Raw genomic sequence first — 16,475 nt, forward strand, 5'->3', positions numbered from 1 at the left:
TGGTCCGGTCATGCTGACGCCTCCGTGGTCGGGATGCCCTGCAGATCAAGGTCTTCGGCCAGGTGGCAGGCCACCTGGCCCGGTCGCCCCGAGCCCCGCGCCACTGTGCGCAGCGCCGGTACTTCCTGGCGACAGATAGCCTGTGCATGGACGCAGCGCGGATGAAACGGGCAGCCGGAGGGCGGATTCGAAGGGCTGGGTACGTCACCGGTCAGAATGACTCTGTCCTTGCGCTCCAGGCTGGGGTCCGGCACCGGAATGGAGGACAGCAGCGCCGCCGTATAGGGATGGCGCGGTTCTTCGAACAGCGCCGCAGTGTCGGCGAGCTCCACGATGCGACCCAGATACATGACCGCCACACGGTCGCTGACATAGCGCACGACGCTCAGATCATGCGAGATGAACAGATAGGTCAGGCCGAAGTCCTGCTGCAGTTGCGCCAACAGGTTGATCACTTGCGCCTGTATCGACACATCGAGGGCAGAAATCGGTTCGTCGCAGACGATGAATCTGGGCCGCACGGCCAGCGCCCGTGCGATGCCGATGCGTTGGCGCTGGCCGCCGCTGAACTGGTGCGGGAACTTGTCGCGGTGCGAGGGCGCAAGCCCCACGATGTTCATCAGGTGGTCGACCTCGGCCTCGACTTCGGCCCGGCCGCGGGCCAGCTGGTGAAACTTCAGCGGTTCCGCGATCAGCTCGCATACCCGCATGCGCGGGTTGAGCGACGAGAACGGGTCCTGAAAGATGATCTGCATGTCGCGGCGCAGGGTACGCAGGGCGCGACGGTCCAGTGTCCTGATGTCCTGCCCGTCGAACATCAGCTCTCCCGCACTGGCCTCGATCAGCCGCAACAGCAGCCGTCCGGTCGTGCTTTTGCCGCAACCGGATTCCCCGACCAGGGCCAGCGTCTCCCCCTTGCGAATGGACAGCGTCACATCCTCGACCGCGCGCACAGCGCCGACGGTGCGACGAAACACGCCGGAAGTGAGCGGAAAATGCTTTTTCAAACCGGTAACACGCACCAGTTCCTGTGGTTCGGCCATCGTCACGATGCTTCCCCTGTCCGGGTGCACGAAGGAATACTGCTCATTCTCTTGTCCTCGGCTGTTCTTGTTGAATTTCCTTTTGCCTATTCCATTATAACGGAATGAATATCATTATAAGGAAATCATAGACAAGCCTTTCCAGGCTGTCAATCCTTTGCCCTTGAATCGGATTCGACGCGGTTGGAGAATTACTGTGGCAGGGTCAGGCCCCTGAGTCCGGCCAGCTGGCTTTGCGACAACGAGGGGGGAAGCTGTTGATTGGAAGGAATGCCTGCAGCAATATGGACACTAGATGCACACAAGCCGCCATCAGAAATTTGCCCGGAGCAGGGCACCCGTTAACAGGTCAGATTATGGAAAATATAGAGATTTTTGCGCGCGGAGTCTGGGAGTGCATACCCGATGAAGAAGATTCATCCTGGGTCAGAAATATCGCTGAGTTGCCGGGTTCGACGAAGCCGGCGGGTGACTACGGACCCATCATCAAAGAAATGCTGTCCAGGGGTATTTCGGCAGACACCATCGCCCGCTTTGCAAAAATTGTCGGGTATGAAACAGCCTTTGGCCTCTGCTACCACCTTGGAGATTCCACCGGATCGTACGAGAACTTCGAGGATGACGAAGCCGAGGAGTTGGATTGGAAATTGTACCTGGTAGATCCGGTGACCGATGAGCCCACCGGTGCGTTGAGCGGAGTGCACGAGGTCTTGCTGTCGATGGACCCAACCGGGCGTCAGATGCGGCCGAAGACTATCGTTGAGTGCTGATTAGTCAGTACCGGGTAAACAACGGAGAGTGTGGGTTGTGCAGGAATACATCGAGCATCTGCAGGAAGTCTTCGCACTTTTCGGGCCGGTGAGTGCCCGCAGGATGTTCGGTGGCTATGGCCTGTATCACGATGGTGTGATGTTCGGCCTGGTGGCGGACAGCACTCTCTACCTCAAGGTAGATGCCATCAACAAGCCTGACTTTGAGCGAAAAGGGCTGGGTCCGTTCGAGTTCAACAAGAGCGGCAAGCTGATCAAGATGTCCTATTATCAGGCGCCGGAAGAGATCATGGACGACCTGGAGCTGGCCGCCCAGTGGGCAAGAAGTGCCCATGAAGCCGCCCTGCGGTCGCGCCTGAAGTAGAAGAAAGTCACCTCAGGGCTCAGTTTGCTTTTGCGTCGGCCTCACGATCCTCCTGCTGCAGTATCTCGTCGGCTTCCGGGTTGATGGGTTTTGCCGGGTGGTCAGGAGCTTTCAGAGGCTCCGGCTGCAGATTGCTGTGCAGGAAGTCAGTGCCCGCATCCATACCTTCGTAGCATTGGCGCTCGAGGCGCTGGGCGTCGCGCCGGCGCACATCATGTTCTGTTTGTCTGGCCTGTTCATGGGAGATGCCCAGTGCTTCCAGCATGTGTCGGCCTGCGGTGAGCGCTGATTCAAGCGTCTCGCGGATTTGATAATCGACCCCTGCCTTCGTCAGCGCCAGTGAGTGTCCGCGATCAAGCGCGCGGGCATGCAGTTTGACCTCGGGGAAGGCGCTGCGAATCATTTTCACCATCGCCAGGGCTTCAGCCGGATCATCAATACACACCATGATCAGTTTGGCCTCTTCGGCCCCGGCGGCCCGCAACATGTCCAGATTCAGGCCGTGCCCGTAATAGACCTTGAAACCAAAACGAGCGGCGGCGCGAATCCGCTCCGGCCGGGAATCAATCAGGGTGGTTTCAATGCCCTCGGCCAGCAGCAACTGTGAGGCGATCTGGCCAAAACGACCAAAACCGATCACCAGGGCGGAGCCCCTGGCGCCGCTGAAATCCTCTTCGGGGGCTTGTTCCCGGTGTTCCAGTTTTCTGATCCAGCGCTCGGCCATGACCGCCAGCGGCGGTGACGCCACCATCGACAGAGCTGCCAGGGCGATCAGGGTGTTGGTGGTCGCGGCGTCAATCAGGCCCTGCCCGGCGATCAGGGGCACCAGCACAAACGCAAATTCGCCTGCGGCACAGAGCAACAGGCCAGAACGCAGGGATTCAGGCCAGGAGGAACCGGAGAAGTGAGCTACCAGAGTGGCCACGAACACCTTGATGGCCAGGTAGGCTGCCAGCAGCAACAGGACCAGACCCAGGTTGCTCCACACCTCGGGCAGATTGATCAGCATGCCGATGCTCATGAAGAACAATGCCAGCAACAGGCCCCGGAAGGGTTCGACATCGGCGCGCAGTTGATGCCGGTAGGATGACCCCGCCAGCATCACGCCCGCCAGGAAAGCCCCCAGCGCCATGGAGAGACCGGCGAAGTCTGCAGCCATGGATGAAAAAATCACTACCAGCAGGGCTGCTGCGGTCATCACCTCGCGGGCGCCGGCAGCGGCCAGAAAGCGAAAAACATGGTCCAGCACATAGCGGCCGATCAGCACGATGCCTGCGACGACACCAAGCGCCAGGGCGGTATCACCCAGCGCAGTGCCAGTGCGGCTGATGGATTCTGTGCCGATGAGAAACAGCGGGATCAGGGCCAGCATGGGTACTGTCAGCATGTCCTGGGTGAGCAGTACCGCAAAGCTCTTCTGTCCGTAGGGGCGGGACATATCACCCCGCTCATCCAGCAGTTGCAGGGCAATGGCGGTGCCGGACAGTGCAAAAGCGAACCCGACAATAACCACGGCTGACAGCGACAGGCCGAACGCCCAGGCGACCACACCCAGAGCCAGGGTGGTGAGCCAGACCTGCCCGTTACCCACCACAAGAATGTCTCGCCGCATGGCAACCAGCCGCGAAAGCCGCGTGTCCAGCCCGATCACGAACAGCAACAGCACCACGCCCAGTTGGGCCACATCCATGACGGATTCGGCATCGTCGAACACCCGCAGGCCGTAGGGGCCGATCAGAATACCGGCAAAGAGATAGCCAACGGCCGTGCCGAAACCAAGCTGCTTGAACAGGGTAGGGGCCAGCACTGCGGCTACCAGAAAGGCGATACCTTCAAATACGACGTTGTCCATCAAGGGTTGTTGCCTGCTGGAAAGTAAAGAGACAGCATGGTCGCAAAAGCCGAGGGAGCAAACAATAGAGCGTCACCTGCACGCGCCATGAGTGGGCGCGACCCGAGCAGGCTCCCGAAGGGCGAGCCATACAAGGCCTCGCGGCTCTTGCAAAGGGCGACGGCCATTCCCTGCGAGCTGCGCCTTGTCAGAAACCTTGTATGACTCGCTGAAACCTACGAACTTCTGTCAAGGGACACTAGAATGCCCCGGAATCGAGCAGCTCCAGAACCAGTGTATGGAACAGGTCCGGTTGCTCGAACGGGATGTTGTGCGCGGATTCTTCAAACCAGACAATCCGTTTCGTTGGTGCATCCAGGGCCTGAAAATAGTCAGCTGCGACGCCTGCATCAACGTGATGGTCGTGGCGGCCGGTGAAAAAGAACGTGGGGACGTCCAGGCTGGGCACGGACTCGAACAGATCCAGTGTTTGCAGTTCGTCGTGCATGGCTTCCAGAGTGACGTTGTTGGCCCGGATCAGTCGAGGTATCTCCCAGGGCGTTACAAGGCCCGAAAAGAGGGCTCCAACAGTGACTCTGAAATACCTCGGCCGTTGATGAAAAATGGCACCGTAGCGGTCTGCCAGCTGCTCTGTTTCTCTTGCGGTGGCCGCTTCTCTGTGGGCTCAACTTTTCAACCTCCTGGCTCCCCCGGCACAATATATTCTCTTGCACCAGCGTGGGTGCCCGCAAGCGTTTCAGGTTCCTACAGACGCTCGCCCGGAGTGAAATCCGGAATGGGTGAGGAAACGTCGATGATGCCGCCTTCCGGGCTCTGCAACAGCAGGCGACGCTGGCCGTAGAAGGTGTCTTCCGGCTCGCTGAGTACAGTGAACCCTTTTTCCTGCGCAATTCGTAATACCGCCGCTGCATCGCTGACAACAAACGTCGTGAAGAAACCCCCGGACTGAGGTTTGGCGCCGGCAGGCAGCATGTCGCTGTCGGCACGGATGATGCCCAGTTCGAGTTGATGTGCGGACGAGATCAGATGCACGAACCAGTCGCTGTCATAGTCGACCTGAAAATCGAACAGGGTGGTGTAGTACGCCTTGCTGTCTTCCAGATTGCTCGAGAGCACATTCAGCAGCAGTCGGTTGATGGCTTCCATCGGGTTTCTCCTGTCTGTGTTTGATCGCAGCTTAAGGCTTTTTGCCGCCCGGTGATTGGAAAAATGCGACCTCGCGGCCTTCACGGCGCCACCGGATGTCCGGCTTGGCGCCCTTGAAGTAGTCGCCGGGTGTGGTGCCGGACAGGCTGCGAAACTCATTGCTGAGATGGGCCTGGTCGTAGTAGTCGCCTTGCGCCGCAACGTCCGAGAGAGCCTGGGGTGGATTGGATGACAGGGTAAGTTGCAGGCGCAGGATGCGTACCAGTTGCTTGGGGGTATAGCCGGTATAGCGCTTGGTCTGACGTTGCAGGTGCCGAGTCGAAACCGACGACGGGTGAATCAGGGCATCGAGTTCGTCAGCGGCCGAGGCCTTGAACAGCTGTCTCAGAATACCAACAACCTGTGGCTCCTGAACCGGCAGGTGGGCAAACTGGGAGGTGAACAGGCCCTGGATCAGCGCCAGTCGGTGTTCATTCCGGTCGAGGCCTGTCATGGACCGCTCGACATCCCGGGCGGGCGCCCCAAGCAGGTCTTCCGGGGCGAAATATCGATCAATGAAATCAGTGCCTTCAGTGCCCGTCAGGTACGGAATGCTGAAGGGGTAGAGGCAAACGCCAAAGAGCCCAAAATCCTCGTCGAGGCGATAGGTCAGACTGGTGGTGGTCTGGGCGATCAGAGCGGACGCAAGCCGCGGGCTTTCATGGTTCGGCCCGCTCTGGCGGTGAAAGCCACCGCGAAAGGCGAAGATCAGCTGGGTACAACCGTCGACCGGAGTCCGGTGGTAATAGGGCTTTTCCGTTGAGGCACGACCTTCGAATACCCAGATGAACTTGATGAATGGCTGCAGGTCGGCAGGTGGGGCAAGGAACTCAAAGTTGTCTACCATGGCCTCGTCCTTGCGTGTTGAGCACTCGTCAAAGCGTCAATCCACTGTACCTGCTGGTCTGTGTTCAGGCAATTGGTACAGCAGGCCATACTCTGTTGATAAAAGACGTTCGTATTGACGTACGTACTTCTTCTTTCGCTGTTCATCGGCTATGCCTTGGAACCGGTAAAAGCAATGATTGACTGGGTTGCGCAATGCGCCACAATGAGCGTACGAGCAAGCCATTCCAGCGCAAGGGACTGAAATCAATGCCATCCCATGAGCTTTGGAACCGCCCGTCGCGACCTCATTCGGTTTGAAGCCATACAACCATGCCATGAAGATTCTTATCATCGAAGACAATGCCATTCTCGCTCACGGGTTGAAGACAGTTATTGAGGAAATCGGCTATCGAGCCGATGTACTGCGTAATGGCGAACAGGCGGCCTCCTACATGAAAAATGGTCAGTATGATTTGTTGATGCTGGACCTTGGTCTTCCGGGTGTCGACGGTATAGAGGTGCTGCGAAATCTTCGTAAACGCAACAATCAGATACCGGTCATTATTATCTCGGCCAGAGATCGCCTGGATCAGCGTATCATGGGGCTTGACGAAGGCGCTGATGACTATCTGTGCAAGCCCTTTCCGCTGGAGGAGGTGGTTGCCAGAGTCAGGGCCGTCATCCGGCGCAGTCGATCTTTTGCCGACAACAGGCTCAAGAATGGCGAACTGGAGCTGTGTCTGACATCCCGTGTGCTGACCATCAAGGATGAAGAGGTGGTATTGCATCGACGAGAAATGGCAGTACTGGAGTATTTTCTGATGAACCGAGGGCGTCTGCTGAGCAAGGATCAGGTGGCTGACAGTATTGCTTCCTTTGAACAGGATGTCAGTGCCAGTGCCATTGAAACCTATGTGTCCCGTATTCGTAAAAAACTGGGCGCTGCGGCAGGGATACGCACCGTGCGTGGCTTGGGGTACATGATGGACAATCTGGATTGACAGCATGGCACTAAACTCGGTTCGCAGTCATCTGATTGTCTGGATCATGCTGCCATTGGCCATACTGATCCCTCTCTCGCTCTACGCCAGCCATCTGGTGCTGACTCACCGCATCGATCAGAGTTTTGATGGGATGCTGCGTATGGGTGCCTCCCGTTTTGAGGAGCGGATTTATGTGGCAGATGGCGAGATCAGGATTAATCTGCACTATCTTTCGGTCAATTCACTGGGTACCGGAGGGCAGGGCAAGCTGTTCTACCGGATTCGCGACGCTCAGGGGCGATTGCTGGCCGGTTTCGAAGGGCTGCAGGGACCGGAAGCCAACACAGAGGCCGACCATTTCTACGACACTACTTTTGCCGGCACTGATCTGCGTGCCTTACGGCTTTATATCCCTGTTCTCCGTGCTGATGGTTCCCCGGTTGAGGTGATAGTGGCGGAATCGAGGGAGGGGCGGCGCAATCTGCTGCAGGAGTTCATGTCCAATTTGCTGGTAATCAATCTTGCACTGGGTTTTAGCATGTTGATTATTGCGCTTTTTGCCATTCACAAGGGACTGTCGCCACTCAAGCGCATAGAGAAGGCGCTGCACCGACGTTCAGCGCATGATCTCTCACCCGTTCTGGAGCGGGTGCCGAAAGAGGTCACGACACTGGTCGACAGTATCAATAAATTAATGGTCAGAATCAGAAAAAATATGCAGCATATTCAGCAGTTCAATGCAGATGTGTCACATCAGCTGCGAACGCCCATCTCCGAGATCCAGGTGTTGGCGGAGATCTCGGAGCGGCAGTGCCAGGATCCGGCATTGAGAGAGCATCTGAGGGCAATACGCAATACCACTGAATATGCCACTCATACGACCCAGCAACTGCTCAAGTATGCCAAGACGAAGAGTGATCTGGTGGATATTTCGGCGCTGGATATTCATGACCTCCAGGAGATTTGTCGTGATGCCTGTGCCCGGTTGCTTAACCGGATTCATAACCGTGAACAGGAGCTTGAGTTCATCACTGATGATGCCGTTCTGGCAGTGCGCTGTGACCCGATCATGGTGCAATGGTTGCTGACCAATCTGATCGATAACGCCAGTATGCATGCCGGTGGTCCAACGAGCCCCTACCGGGGAGTGATTCGGGTGCAGTTGCAACGTCAGGATGAGTCCAATGTTTGCCTGAGTGTGGAGGATGATGGTGTCGGTATAGCACAGGAAGAGATCACCCATGTAACGGATCGCTTTTATCGTATCAACCGCGATGAAAAAGGCTCGGGTCTTGGGCTATCAATTGTCAGTCAGGTTGCCCAGTCTCATTCGGCCAGGCTGGATATCGGAAAGAGTGAGACCGGCGGCCTGAGGGTGTCAGTTCACTTCCCTCTGGCGCGGCGTACCCGCTGATCCTGACCAGTCGCGTCAGGGCTGTGCCATGAAAACGGCCCTGCCTCCCGACACGCGGCAGGGCCGGATGGAACATCTGCTCAATCGACTGTTCTCGGACTGGTTTTGCGCTGCAACAGAGCCTTGATCAATGTCATAGCCTGTTTACCGAACAGAGAGATCAGCAACAGCGCGAGAATCAGCAGCGTAACGGGGCGTTCAAGAACATAGCTGATATCACCGCCACTGATCTGATAGCTGTGCAGCAATGTTTTCTCAGCCATGGCCCCCAGCAGTATACCAATCACTGCAGCCGGTACCGAGTAACCGTAGCGGCGCATCAGCCAGCCGATGATGGCAAAGGCCAGTACGGTGAAGGGACCTACAAAATTACCGGTCAGACCGAATGAGCCGAACACGGCCAGCACCAGTACGCTGGGGATCAGATAACGCATCGGGACCTTGATGATATTTGCCAGCAGTGGAATGAGCAGAATGCCGAGAATCATCAGGAAGAATACCTGAGCGAAGTTGGCAAAAATGATGGCATAGACAATATCCGTCTGTGCACGAATGAACTGAGGGCCACCGGTGATGTTATGCATGGCAAAGGCTGCGAGCATGACCGCTGTAGCGCCGCCACCTGGAATACCGAGTGCCAGCAGTGTCGCCATGGAACCCGCCTCGGAAGTGCTGTTGGCTGATTCGGACGCGACAATGCCTTTCGGATTGCCTTTGCCGAAGGAGTCCGGATCAGGGTCGCGTCGCTTGGTTTCCACGTAGGACAGTATGTTGGAAACGGATGAGCCGACGCCGGGAACTGCACCAACGAAAACGCCGATCAGGCAGCCTCTGAGCATGACCAGCGGGGAGGCAAAGGCCGTTTTGAACCCCGTTGCAATCTTGCGCAAATCCACCTTGCGTGAAGCGTCATTCTCGACAATATACTGCTTGTTGGCCAGCCGAAACAGCTCGGACGCAGCAAACATGCCCATCATTGCCGGAATCACCGGAATCCCGTCAAACAGATAGAAACTGCCCAGCGTGCCGCGTGCCAGCCCTATCTCGTTGAAGCCGATGGTGCCGATCAACAGGCCAACAAGGCCTGCGATGAGCCCTTTGAGGACATGCTCCCCCCTCAGGCTGGCGATCAGGGTCATACCCCAGAGAATTACCATGAACATCTCGGATGGCCCCAGTTTCAGCACCATCAGCGAGATCGGCTGAATCAGCATGAACAGGATCAGATATCCGATCAGTACGCCGAAAACGGAGGAGACCAGTGCGATTCCCAGCGCCTGATTGTGCAGGCCTTTTCGGGCCATGGGATAGCCGTCGAAGGCTGTGGCGATAGCGGAGGAGGTACCGGGTATATTCATCAGGATAGCCGGTATGCCACTGCCGAAAGAGCCACCGGTAAAGATGGCTGTCAGGAACAGCATCGCCTGCATGAAGTCCATGTACAGGGTCATGGGAAGAAAAATGGCCATCGCCATTGAGATCTGAAGGCCTGGCGTCGCACCGAATATCAGGCCGATAATGATGCCCGGAATAACAATCAGCCAGGGCGTCAGGCTGGAGGAAAGTAAAGACAGGGCATCTGCACTGGCTGCAAAATCGATCACGGAAGGAAAACCTCTGAATTGGTGTTAATCAATCAATCGGCAGAAATGTCATGGGCATGGGGTAGGGCAGCATGAAGGCAAAGAAGAGTGCCACCGTCAGGCCAAAAATCAGGCTGTATCCGATTACCATCCACCAGTTATTTTCCCTTTTCATGCGCAGGAAAATTGCCACAAACAATACTGTTCCCAGGTCAAAGCCCAACCAGGGCAGCGTCAGGACATAGGCGCTGAACAACAGGATGATCGGCAGTATCTCGCGCACCGGCTCATCATCAACCGCTGCAAACAATTCCCTGCGCCACAGACTTGTCAGAAACTCGGCAAGGCAGAGTATCAGGACGGCCGTGGCCACCGGTAATATCAGCAGCAGGTTGGGCACGCTGGTCGAAACACTGATGGCATCGCTCAGATACCAGAGGGTAAACCCGGCAAGCCCAAGCAACATGCCCAGGTGGCCGAGATCCTTTTGGGAAATATTCATGTGATCACCGCTGCCCGGATCACCTGGATCCGGGCTGAAATGAGATGAGTTGTGATATCAATTGAGGATGTCGGCGTATCGGCGGAAGGCTTCGAAATTCTCCTGCATCAACTGATTGGACTGTTCCGGGCCTATCCACAAACCACCGATTTCATTGCTTTTCAGCTCATCCTGAAGCGTTTTCTGAGCCAGTGCACTTTGCATGGCTTCGCTCAGCATCCTGAAGCGCTCCGGGTGACGGCGCTCAAATTCAGCACTGACGGCAAAGCCTCTCATGGAGCCTTGCAGAACCGGAACCTGATACCCCAGAGGAGCAATTGCTTCATTCACGGTGGGTACATCCCATTGCTCGACACGCTCTTCACTGACGATGGCCAGTGGTGTCAGGAATTCGCGAATACTTTCACTGCCCTGAGCACTGATCAGAATCAGATCAACCTGACCACCTGCAACAGCTGTGCGAGCTTCACCGCCACTGTTATAGGTCACCAGATTAAGATGACTTTGCGGGATTCCATACTCTTCAAGCAGTATGCGCGCCATTAGATGACCTGCTGATCCCTGAACTACGGCAGCACGAACTTCGCCCGGTTCATTCTTGATGGTCTCGATCACCTCGGGGAGGGTGGTATAGCCGCTATCGCTATTGACGGCGATGAGATCGCGATCAAACCACTGGAAGTTCAGGTAGGAAAAATCCTCAATTGCATAAGTGGCATTGCCGGCCAGAATTGTATTGGTCAGGTAGGGTGCGAAGGTGGATGCAAACAGGTGATAGCCTTCATCGGGACTGTTCAGAATGTACTCGGCGGCGATCCGTGTGCCGGCTCCGGGACGGTTGGTAACCCGCACTGGTACGTCCAACTCCTGGGATAGATGGCTTGCCATGATGCGGGTCATGCGGTCAGCACTGCCACCGGTACCGAAGCCAACAACGACTTCGATCGGACGAGCCGGATAGTTGTCCGCCAGAGCCATGCTGGCTGAGAGAATAACAGGTAGTGAGAGTGCCACTACCGCAGCTTTAAGCACTTGCGAGAGGGAAATTGCCATTTTGTAGACCTTTTTATTGTTTGAGTGAAATCCATCAGCACCAATGGGTGGCTGATGGCACTCTCGCAATATATTGGGCTAGTCTGGCAGAAAGCTGGCAAAAATTGGAAAAGTTCAGAAATCAGACGTGATTGCCGTCAAACCTGATGATTTTCAGCTGGTTGAGTGGACCCGGGGCTGGTGAGCGGGTATCTGTGAAGCTGTTATACTGAGTACTCATGTTCCGGGTTTGATTACTTGCCACCCCGAGAAAGGAGTCCTTCATGTTTGATCTGTATATTGCCAACAAGAACTACTCGTCCTGGTCGCTGCGGCCCTGGGTGTTGATGCGGGCCTTGGATATCCCGTTCACGGAACACGTGGAACCCTTTGCCGGTGGCCTTGGTGCAAGCCGCGACGCATTTCGATCATTCTCGCCCACCGGGCTGGTGCCCTGCCTGGTGGATGGTGACACCGTGGTATGGGATTCGCTGGCTATTGTTGAATATGCGGCCGAGCACTGGCCCGCTGTCTGGCCGGAGGGCAAGAGCGCCCGTGCCTGGTCCCGCTCTGCCTGTGCGGAAATGCACAGCGGTTTCAATGCGCTGCGGGATGATTGTTCGATGAACTGCGGCGTACGGGTTGAACTGACTGCGATCTCTGCCGCCCTGCAGGCCGATATCGAGCGCCTGAACGAGCTCTGGGAGCAGGGCCTGAATACCTTTGGCGGGCCCTTCCTGGCCGGTGATCGGTTTACCGGCGTGGATGCGTTCTATGCCCCGGTGGTCTTCCGTGCCCAGACTTTCAGCTTGCCGCTGAGCCAGCCTGCTCAGGCCTACGTGGACCATATGCTGGCGCTGCCGGCGCTGCAGGAGTGGTACCAGGCGGCGTTGCAGGAGCCGTGGCGGGAAGCCATGCATGAGGAAGATACCGTCAAGTGCGGGCGCCTGATCGAAGACCATCGGTAGCCCGCCGAAACCGGATTACTCCGGGGCAGATTCGGCTTCTCTCTCTGCCGGAGGCTGCCCGGAGGCCTGCCATGCCACAGTGCAGCGGATGGGCGCCGGGGGCGGGCTCTCGACCAGGTCGAGCATGGCAGCGGCAAAATCCGCATAGGATATCTGCGAGTTGCCGTCCGCATCGGTAACCAGCGTATCAGTGCCCCAGCCATAGATGCCCGTTCGGGGCCCTTCAACCAGCATGGCCGGCGGCAACAGATGGAACCAAGCAGGTTCCTCTGTGGCGTCAAGCAGCTCCACCTGCGCGGCACAGGCCTCGGCGATGGGCCTGACAGCAGCGGGCAGAACACCGGGTGCGGAGAGCAGGGTCTGACCACGGCCTTCGGGCAGCTTGAGGGTTGCGGCACCGCCGGTCACAAACACCGGCACGTCATTGGCCCTGGCGCCGTCCAGCACCGCTCGCGTCAGTTCCAGCAGCAGTGGCTCCCGCCCCTGAGCGGGACGCAGAGCCGAAATCGCCGCATCGTGTCCGGTAATAAGTTCACCGGCCCGCTCCGCATTGGCGAGCAGGTCGGCATCCACTCTTTCAATCTGCCCCTGAATGCGTGCGAGTGGCTGCGTATTGCGAGCCACGGCCGTTACGCTGTGGCCGCAGGCCAGGGCTTCCTCGGTGATCTTGCGCCCGACATCGCCGGTGGCGCCAAAAACGATCAGCTTCATGTGGTTGCTCCTTTTGGGGTTGCAGTAGCGGTTGCGCGCTGTCCGGCCCACTGACCAAACCACACGCTGGCGAGAACAATGAATGCGCCGAGTCCCTGCAGCGGTGTCAGCGCCTGGCCCAGCACTGCCCAGCCGAGAACGACGGCACTGAGCGGGCTGAGAAAGCTGAACGCAGTCACCGCCGGCGGCCCCAGCCGCGCTATGCTGCGGAACCAGAAGACATAGGCCAGAGCGCCGCCGATCAGCCCGAGCCAGACAAAACCGGCGATATTCATGCGATCAGGCGCCGCAAATCCGGGCTCGACAATGAGTGCCACCGGTAGCAGCAGCAGGCCTCCGGCAGTCAACTGCCAACTGGTGAAGGTAAGCGGGGACACCTTCGGCTGCCATCTTTTGGCCAGCACACTGCCTGTGGCCATGCACAGGGCGGCGCAGAGCGCGGCAGCGATGCCTATGGGGTCGGGGGCTGCTTCAGGGCCGAGCACCAGCAGACCGACACCGGCGATGCCGGCCAGTGCCGCCATCACCCCGACCGGCTGAATGGGTGCACCCAGAAGAAAGCGTGAGAACACCAGTACCAGCAGCGGCTGAACAGCCATGAGCGTTGCGGCGAGCCCGCCCGGCAGACGATAGGCGGCAACGAACAGCAGGGTCAGGAATATTGAGATATTGAGGGCGCCCAGCACGAACACTCTGGGCAGCCAGTTGAGTGGCGGCAACCGGCGCGCAATCAGCAGTAACAGCAACCCTGCGGGCAGGGCGCGGAGCAGGGCGACGGTGAGCGGAAAGCCGTCGGGCAGCATTTCAGTAGTGACGATGTAGGTGGTGCCCCAGACAATCGGGACCAGTGCTGTTGTCGCAAGATCTGTAGAGCGAGCCATGGATTTCTCCTTTATCTTGATATCAAGATAAATACTTTAAATCTTGACGTCAAGATAGTTTTTGGGCAGGCTCATGCCCATGGACCAAGTAGATCGTATTCTTGCGCAATGGCGCACCGAACGCCCGGATCTTGATGTCGGGCCCATGGGTACCCTGGGGCGGATGAGTCGCCTTTTCCGGCACCTGCGGGAAGAGCTGGACAAAGTCTATCTGGAGTACGGGCTCAGCCAGGCGTCGTTTGACGTGCTGGCAACACTGCGGCGGGCGGGCGAGCCCTATGCACTCAGCCCTTCGATGCTGATCGAATGGACCATGGTGACGTCGGGCACCATGACCAACCGGGTCGACCGGCTCGAAGCGGCCGGGCTGGTGGAGCGGCGACGCAACCCCGATGACAGGCGCGGTTTTCTGGTCGGGCTCACCGAGCAGGGTCGCGTGCTGATCGATGAGGCTGTCACCGCGCATGTGGCCAATCAGCACCGCCTCACTGCCGCGCTGACGGCAGAAGAGCGGCAGGCATTCGATGTGCTTGTTGCCAAATGGCTGTCGGCTTTTGAAGAGAATGAAGGCTAGCTTGGGCTAACTAGAGTGTGCGCTCAATCGAAACTGACGGGCAGTACACGGGTAGTTGTCGATTGAGGGATGGTTCGTTCGTCATTGGGATGTCGCTATCGACAACCCAACGAAAGAGGACTTGTGATGCGTTACTCCCTGTTGTTACACCATGTTGAAGCTACTCCCGAAGATGTAGGCGGAGAAGAATGGGCAGAGGCCCAGGCAGCTTTCGCGGCCTACCTCCAGGCGCTTGACGATGCCGGGGTACTGATTGCTGCCGAAATACTCCAGCCCACGGCCAGCTCGACCACCTTCACCTTGAAAGACGGCAGCCCGCAGGTACAGGACGGACCCTTTGCCGACAGCAAGGAGCAACTGGGCGGTTTCTTCCTGCTCGAGGTGCCTGATCTGGATGCAGCACTGGCCTGGGCGGAAAAGTGCCCGGCGGCGCAATGGGGTACCATCGAGATCCGTCCAACAGCGGTGCATGGCCAGGCCGGGCAATGGGTCGCCCCGAGTTGAGTCGTTGCCAGGCATCGGCCCGGGCAGAGCGCGCCGCCCGGGCCTCCTATGGTCGGCTGCTGGCCATTCTGGCCGCCCCCTCGGGTGATATCGAGTACGCCGAGGACGCCCTGGGTGATGCCTTTGAGCGTGCATTGCGCGTGTGGCCGCAGTCCGGCGTGCCGGACAATCCGGATGCCTGGTTGCTGACGGCTGCCCGTAACCGTATGCGCGACATGTTTCGCTCCGCGGCCTATCGCACGTCGGTGCCCTTCGACAGTGCGGCAGAAAGTCTGCCCGCGCCGGCAGCGCCCGACCTGGACCCGGATGACATCCCCGACCGGCGTCTCGCGCTGCTGTTTGTGTGTGCTCACCCGGCGATAGCACCGGGTATCCGCACGCCGCTGATGCTGCAGACAGTGCTGGGTATCGAGGCCAGGCAGATTGCGCAGGCTTTTGCGCTGCCGGGGCCTGCCATGGCGCAGCGGCTGGTGCGGGCCAAGCGGCGTATACGCGACACCCGGATGCCGTTCGAGGTGCCGGGTCGCAGTCAGATGCCGCACCGGCTGGAGGCCGTTCTGGAGGCGATCTACGGTGCTTTTGCGGTCGATTGGTGGCTGGTATCCGGGCGTACGGTCAACGAAACTCTCGCCGCCGAGGCCCACTACCTGGCCACCACGCTCTGCGACCTGTTGCAGGACGAGCCGGAGGCGCTCGGTCTCGCCGCCCTCATTTCGCTGTCGCTGGCCCGCATGGAAGCCCGCTACGCGAATGGTGTATTTGTGCCCCTTGAACAGCAGGATACCGCAGCCTGGGACCCTGCCCTGATCAGGCAGGGTGAGCAGTATCTGCGTCGGGCCAGCGCCTTTGGCAGGATCGGCAGATTCCAGCTCGAAGCGGCGATACAGTCCGTACACTGTGCGCGTGCCACCCCGGGCAGCACGGACTGGGCCACGTTGCGCCGCCTCCATGCGTTGCTGGTGTCGACCGCGCCCACCCTGGGTGCGCGCGTTGCCTTCGCGGCGACGATAGGGCGAACGGACGGGCCGGAAGCCGGGCTGGCCGCGCTGGATGCCATCGACGATGCGGCCGTGCAGCGGTTTCAACCCGCCTGGGCGACGCGCGCTTACCTGCTGGCGGAACTGGGGCACACGGAAGCGGCAAGGCAGGCCTATGACAAGGCGATATCCATGACCACCGAGCAGGGTATTCGCGAGTACCTGCAAGCTCGCCGCTCGGCCGTTTCCTCCTGAAGATCAGGCCGAGTTGCTGTCCGCGGGACTGAGGCCCAGGAACTCCCGG

Annotated in this window: 18 protein-coding genes; 8 read left to right on the forward strand and 10 right to left on the reverse strand. The window is 58.5% G+C overall.

Annotation, left to right across the window (positions count from 1 at the left end; all coding sequences use genetic code 11):
• Positions 1 to 8 precede the first annotated feature (8 nt).
• Positions 9 to 1,043, reverse strand: a complete 1,035-nt coding sequence (locus E4656_RS00120; RefSeq protein ID WP_135482177.1) for an ABC transporter ATP-binding protein — start codon at positions 1,041 to 1,043, stop codon at positions 9 to 11.
• A gap of 356 nt (positions 1,044 to 1,399) precedes the next feature.
• Here E4656_RS00120 and E4656_RS00125 point away from each other — a divergent pair, with 356 nt between their 5' ends.
• Complete coding sequence (locus E4656_RS00125) at positions 1,400 to 1,813, forward strand: hypothetical protein (protein WP_135480072.1); 414 nt, start codon at positions 1,400 to 1,402, stop codon at positions 1,811 to 1,813.
• A gap of 37 nt (positions 1,814 to 1,850) precedes the next feature.
• Positions 1,851 to 2,177 carry a TfoX/Sxy family protein gene (locus E4656_RS00130; RefSeq protein WP_135480074.1) on the forward strand — a complete coding sequence of 109 codons (327 nt, stop codon included), beginning with the start codon at positions 1,851 to 1,853 and terminating at the stop codon, positions 2,175 to 2,177.
• Between the two features lie 19 nt (positions 2,178 to 2,196).
• Here the strand turns inward: E4656_RS00130 and E4656_RS00135 are convergent, their stop codons facing one another.
• From E4656_RS00135 to E4656_RS00150, 4 genes are all read right to left on the reverse strand, one after another.
• Entirely contained in the window at positions 2,197 to 4,029 is a 1,833-nt protein-coding gene (locus E4656_RS00135) for a cation:proton antiporter domain-containing protein (RefSeq protein ID WP_135480076.1), read from the reverse strand.
• A gap of 238 nt (positions 4,030 to 4,267) precedes the next feature.
• A complete protein-coding gene (locus E4656_RS00140; RefSeq protein WP_135480077.1) occupies positions 4,268 to 4,516 on the reverse strand; it encodes an alpha/beta fold hydrolase in 249 nt (82 codons plus the stop codon).
• 257 nt (positions 4,517 to 4,773) lie between these two features.
• Entirely contained in the window at positions 4,774 to 5,175 is a 402-nt protein-coding gene (locus tag E4656_RS00145; RefSeq protein ID WP_135480079.1) for a VOC family protein, read from the reverse strand.
• 31 nt (positions 5,176 to 5,206) lie between these two features.
• Positions 5,207 to 6,061, reverse strand: a complete 855-nt coding sequence (locus E4656_RS00150) for a helix-turn-helix domain-containing protein (RefSeq protein ID WP_135480081.1) — start codon at positions 6,059 to 6,061, stop codon at positions 5,207 to 5,209.
• Positions 6,062 to 6,377: 316 nt separating this feature from the next.
• On the opposite strand from E4656_RS00150, the gene E4656_RS00155 reads away from it, so the two are divergent.
• Positions 6,378 to 7,043, forward strand: coding sequence for a response regulator (locus E4656_RS00155; RefSeq protein ID WP_135480083.1), 666 nt, complete (start codon positions 6,378 to 6,380; stop codon positions 7,041 to 7,043).
• A gap of 4 nt (positions 7,044 to 7,047) precedes the next feature.
• Positions 7,048 to 8,439 (forward strand): sensor histidine kinase, encoded by a 1,392-nt coding sequence (locus E4656_RS00160; RefSeq protein WP_135480084.1) that lies wholly within the window; start codon positions 7,048 to 7,050, stop codon positions 8,437 to 8,439.
• Between the two features lie 80 nt (positions 8,440 to 8,519).
• On the opposite strand, the gene E4656_RS00165 is transcribed toward E4656_RS00160, so the two are convergent.
• Genes E4656_RS00165 through E4656_RS00175 form a run of 3 tightly spaced genes read right to left on the reverse strand, consistent with a single transcriptional unit; the run spans position 8,520 to position 11,577 of the window.
• A complete protein-coding gene (locus E4656_RS00165) occupies positions 8,520 to 10,043 on the reverse strand; it encodes a tripartite tricarboxylate transporter permease (RefSeq protein WP_135480086.1) in 1,524 nt (507 codons plus the stop codon).
• Positions 10,044 to 10,071: 28 nt separating this feature from the next.
• Positions 10,072 to 10,524, reverse strand: coding sequence for a tripartite tricarboxylate transporter TctB family protein (locus tag E4656_RS00170; protein ID WP_135480088.1), 453 nt, complete (start codon positions 10,522 to 10,524; stop codon positions 10,072 to 10,074).
• Between the two features lie 57 nt (positions 10,525 to 10,581).
• On the reverse strand, positions 10,582 to 11,577 hold the full coding sequence (locus tag E4656_RS00175) for a Bug family tripartite tricarboxylate transporter substrate binding protein (RefSeq protein ID WP_135480090.1): 996 nt from the start codon (positions 11,575 to 11,577) through the stop codon (positions 10,582 to 10,584).
• Between the two features lie 263 nt (positions 11,578 to 11,840).
• Between E4656_RS00175 and E4656_RS00180 the strand changes: the two genes are divergently transcribed.
• The gene (locus E4656_RS00180) at positions 11,841 to 12,524 is read left to right on the forward strand and encodes a glutathione S-transferase family protein (RefSeq protein ID WP_135480092.1); all 684 of its coding nucleotides are present in this window, start codon (positions 11,841 to 11,843) and stop codon (positions 12,522 to 12,524) included.
• Positions 12,525 to 12,539: 15 nt separating this feature from the next.
• On the opposite strand, the gene E4656_RS00185 is transcribed toward E4656_RS00180, so the two are convergent.
• A complete protein-coding gene (locus tag E4656_RS00185; RefSeq protein WP_135480094.1) occupies positions 12,540 to 13,235 on the reverse strand; it encodes an NAD(P)-dependent oxidoreductase in 696 nt (231 codons plus the stop codon).
• Entirely contained in the window at positions 13,232 to 14,116 is an 885-nt protein-coding gene (locus tag E4656_RS00190; RefSeq protein WP_135480095.1) for an EamA family transporter, read from the reverse strand. The genes E4656_RS00185 and E4656_RS00190 overlap by 4 nt, the downstream gene beginning before the upstream one ends.
• A 79-nt stretch (positions 14,117 to 14,195) precedes the next feature.
• On the opposite strand from E4656_RS00190, the gene E4656_RS00195 reads away from it, so the two are divergent.
• The 3 genes from E4656_RS00195 (at position 14,196) to E4656_RS00205 (ending at position 16,426) form a co-directional block, all read left to right on the forward strand.
• A complete protein-coding gene (locus E4656_RS00195) occupies positions 14,196 to 14,690 on the forward strand; it encodes a MarR family winged helix-turn-helix transcriptional regulator (RefSeq protein WP_135480097.1) in 495 nt (164 codons plus the stop codon).
• Positions 14,691 to 14,816: 126 nt separating this feature from the next.
• A complete protein-coding gene (locus tag E4656_RS00200) occupies positions 14,817 to 15,194 on the forward strand; it encodes a YciI family protein (RefSeq protein ID WP_135480099.1) in 378 nt (125 codons plus the stop codon).
• Positions 15,176 to 16,426, forward strand: coding sequence for an RNA polymerase sigma factor (locus E4656_RS00205; protein WP_135480101.1), 1,251 nt, complete (start codon positions 15,176 to 15,178; stop codon positions 16,424 to 16,426). Before E4656_RS00200 ends, E4656_RS00205 begins: the two co-directional genes overlap by 19 nt.
• The last annotated feature ends 49 nt before the right edge of the window (positions 16,427 to 16,475 follow it).

This window comes from Natronospirillum operosum, assembly GCF_004768465.1.
Classification (GTDB): Bacteria; Pseudomonadota; Gammaproteobacteria; order Pseudomonadales; family Natronospirillaceae; genus Natronospirillum; species Natronospirillum operosum.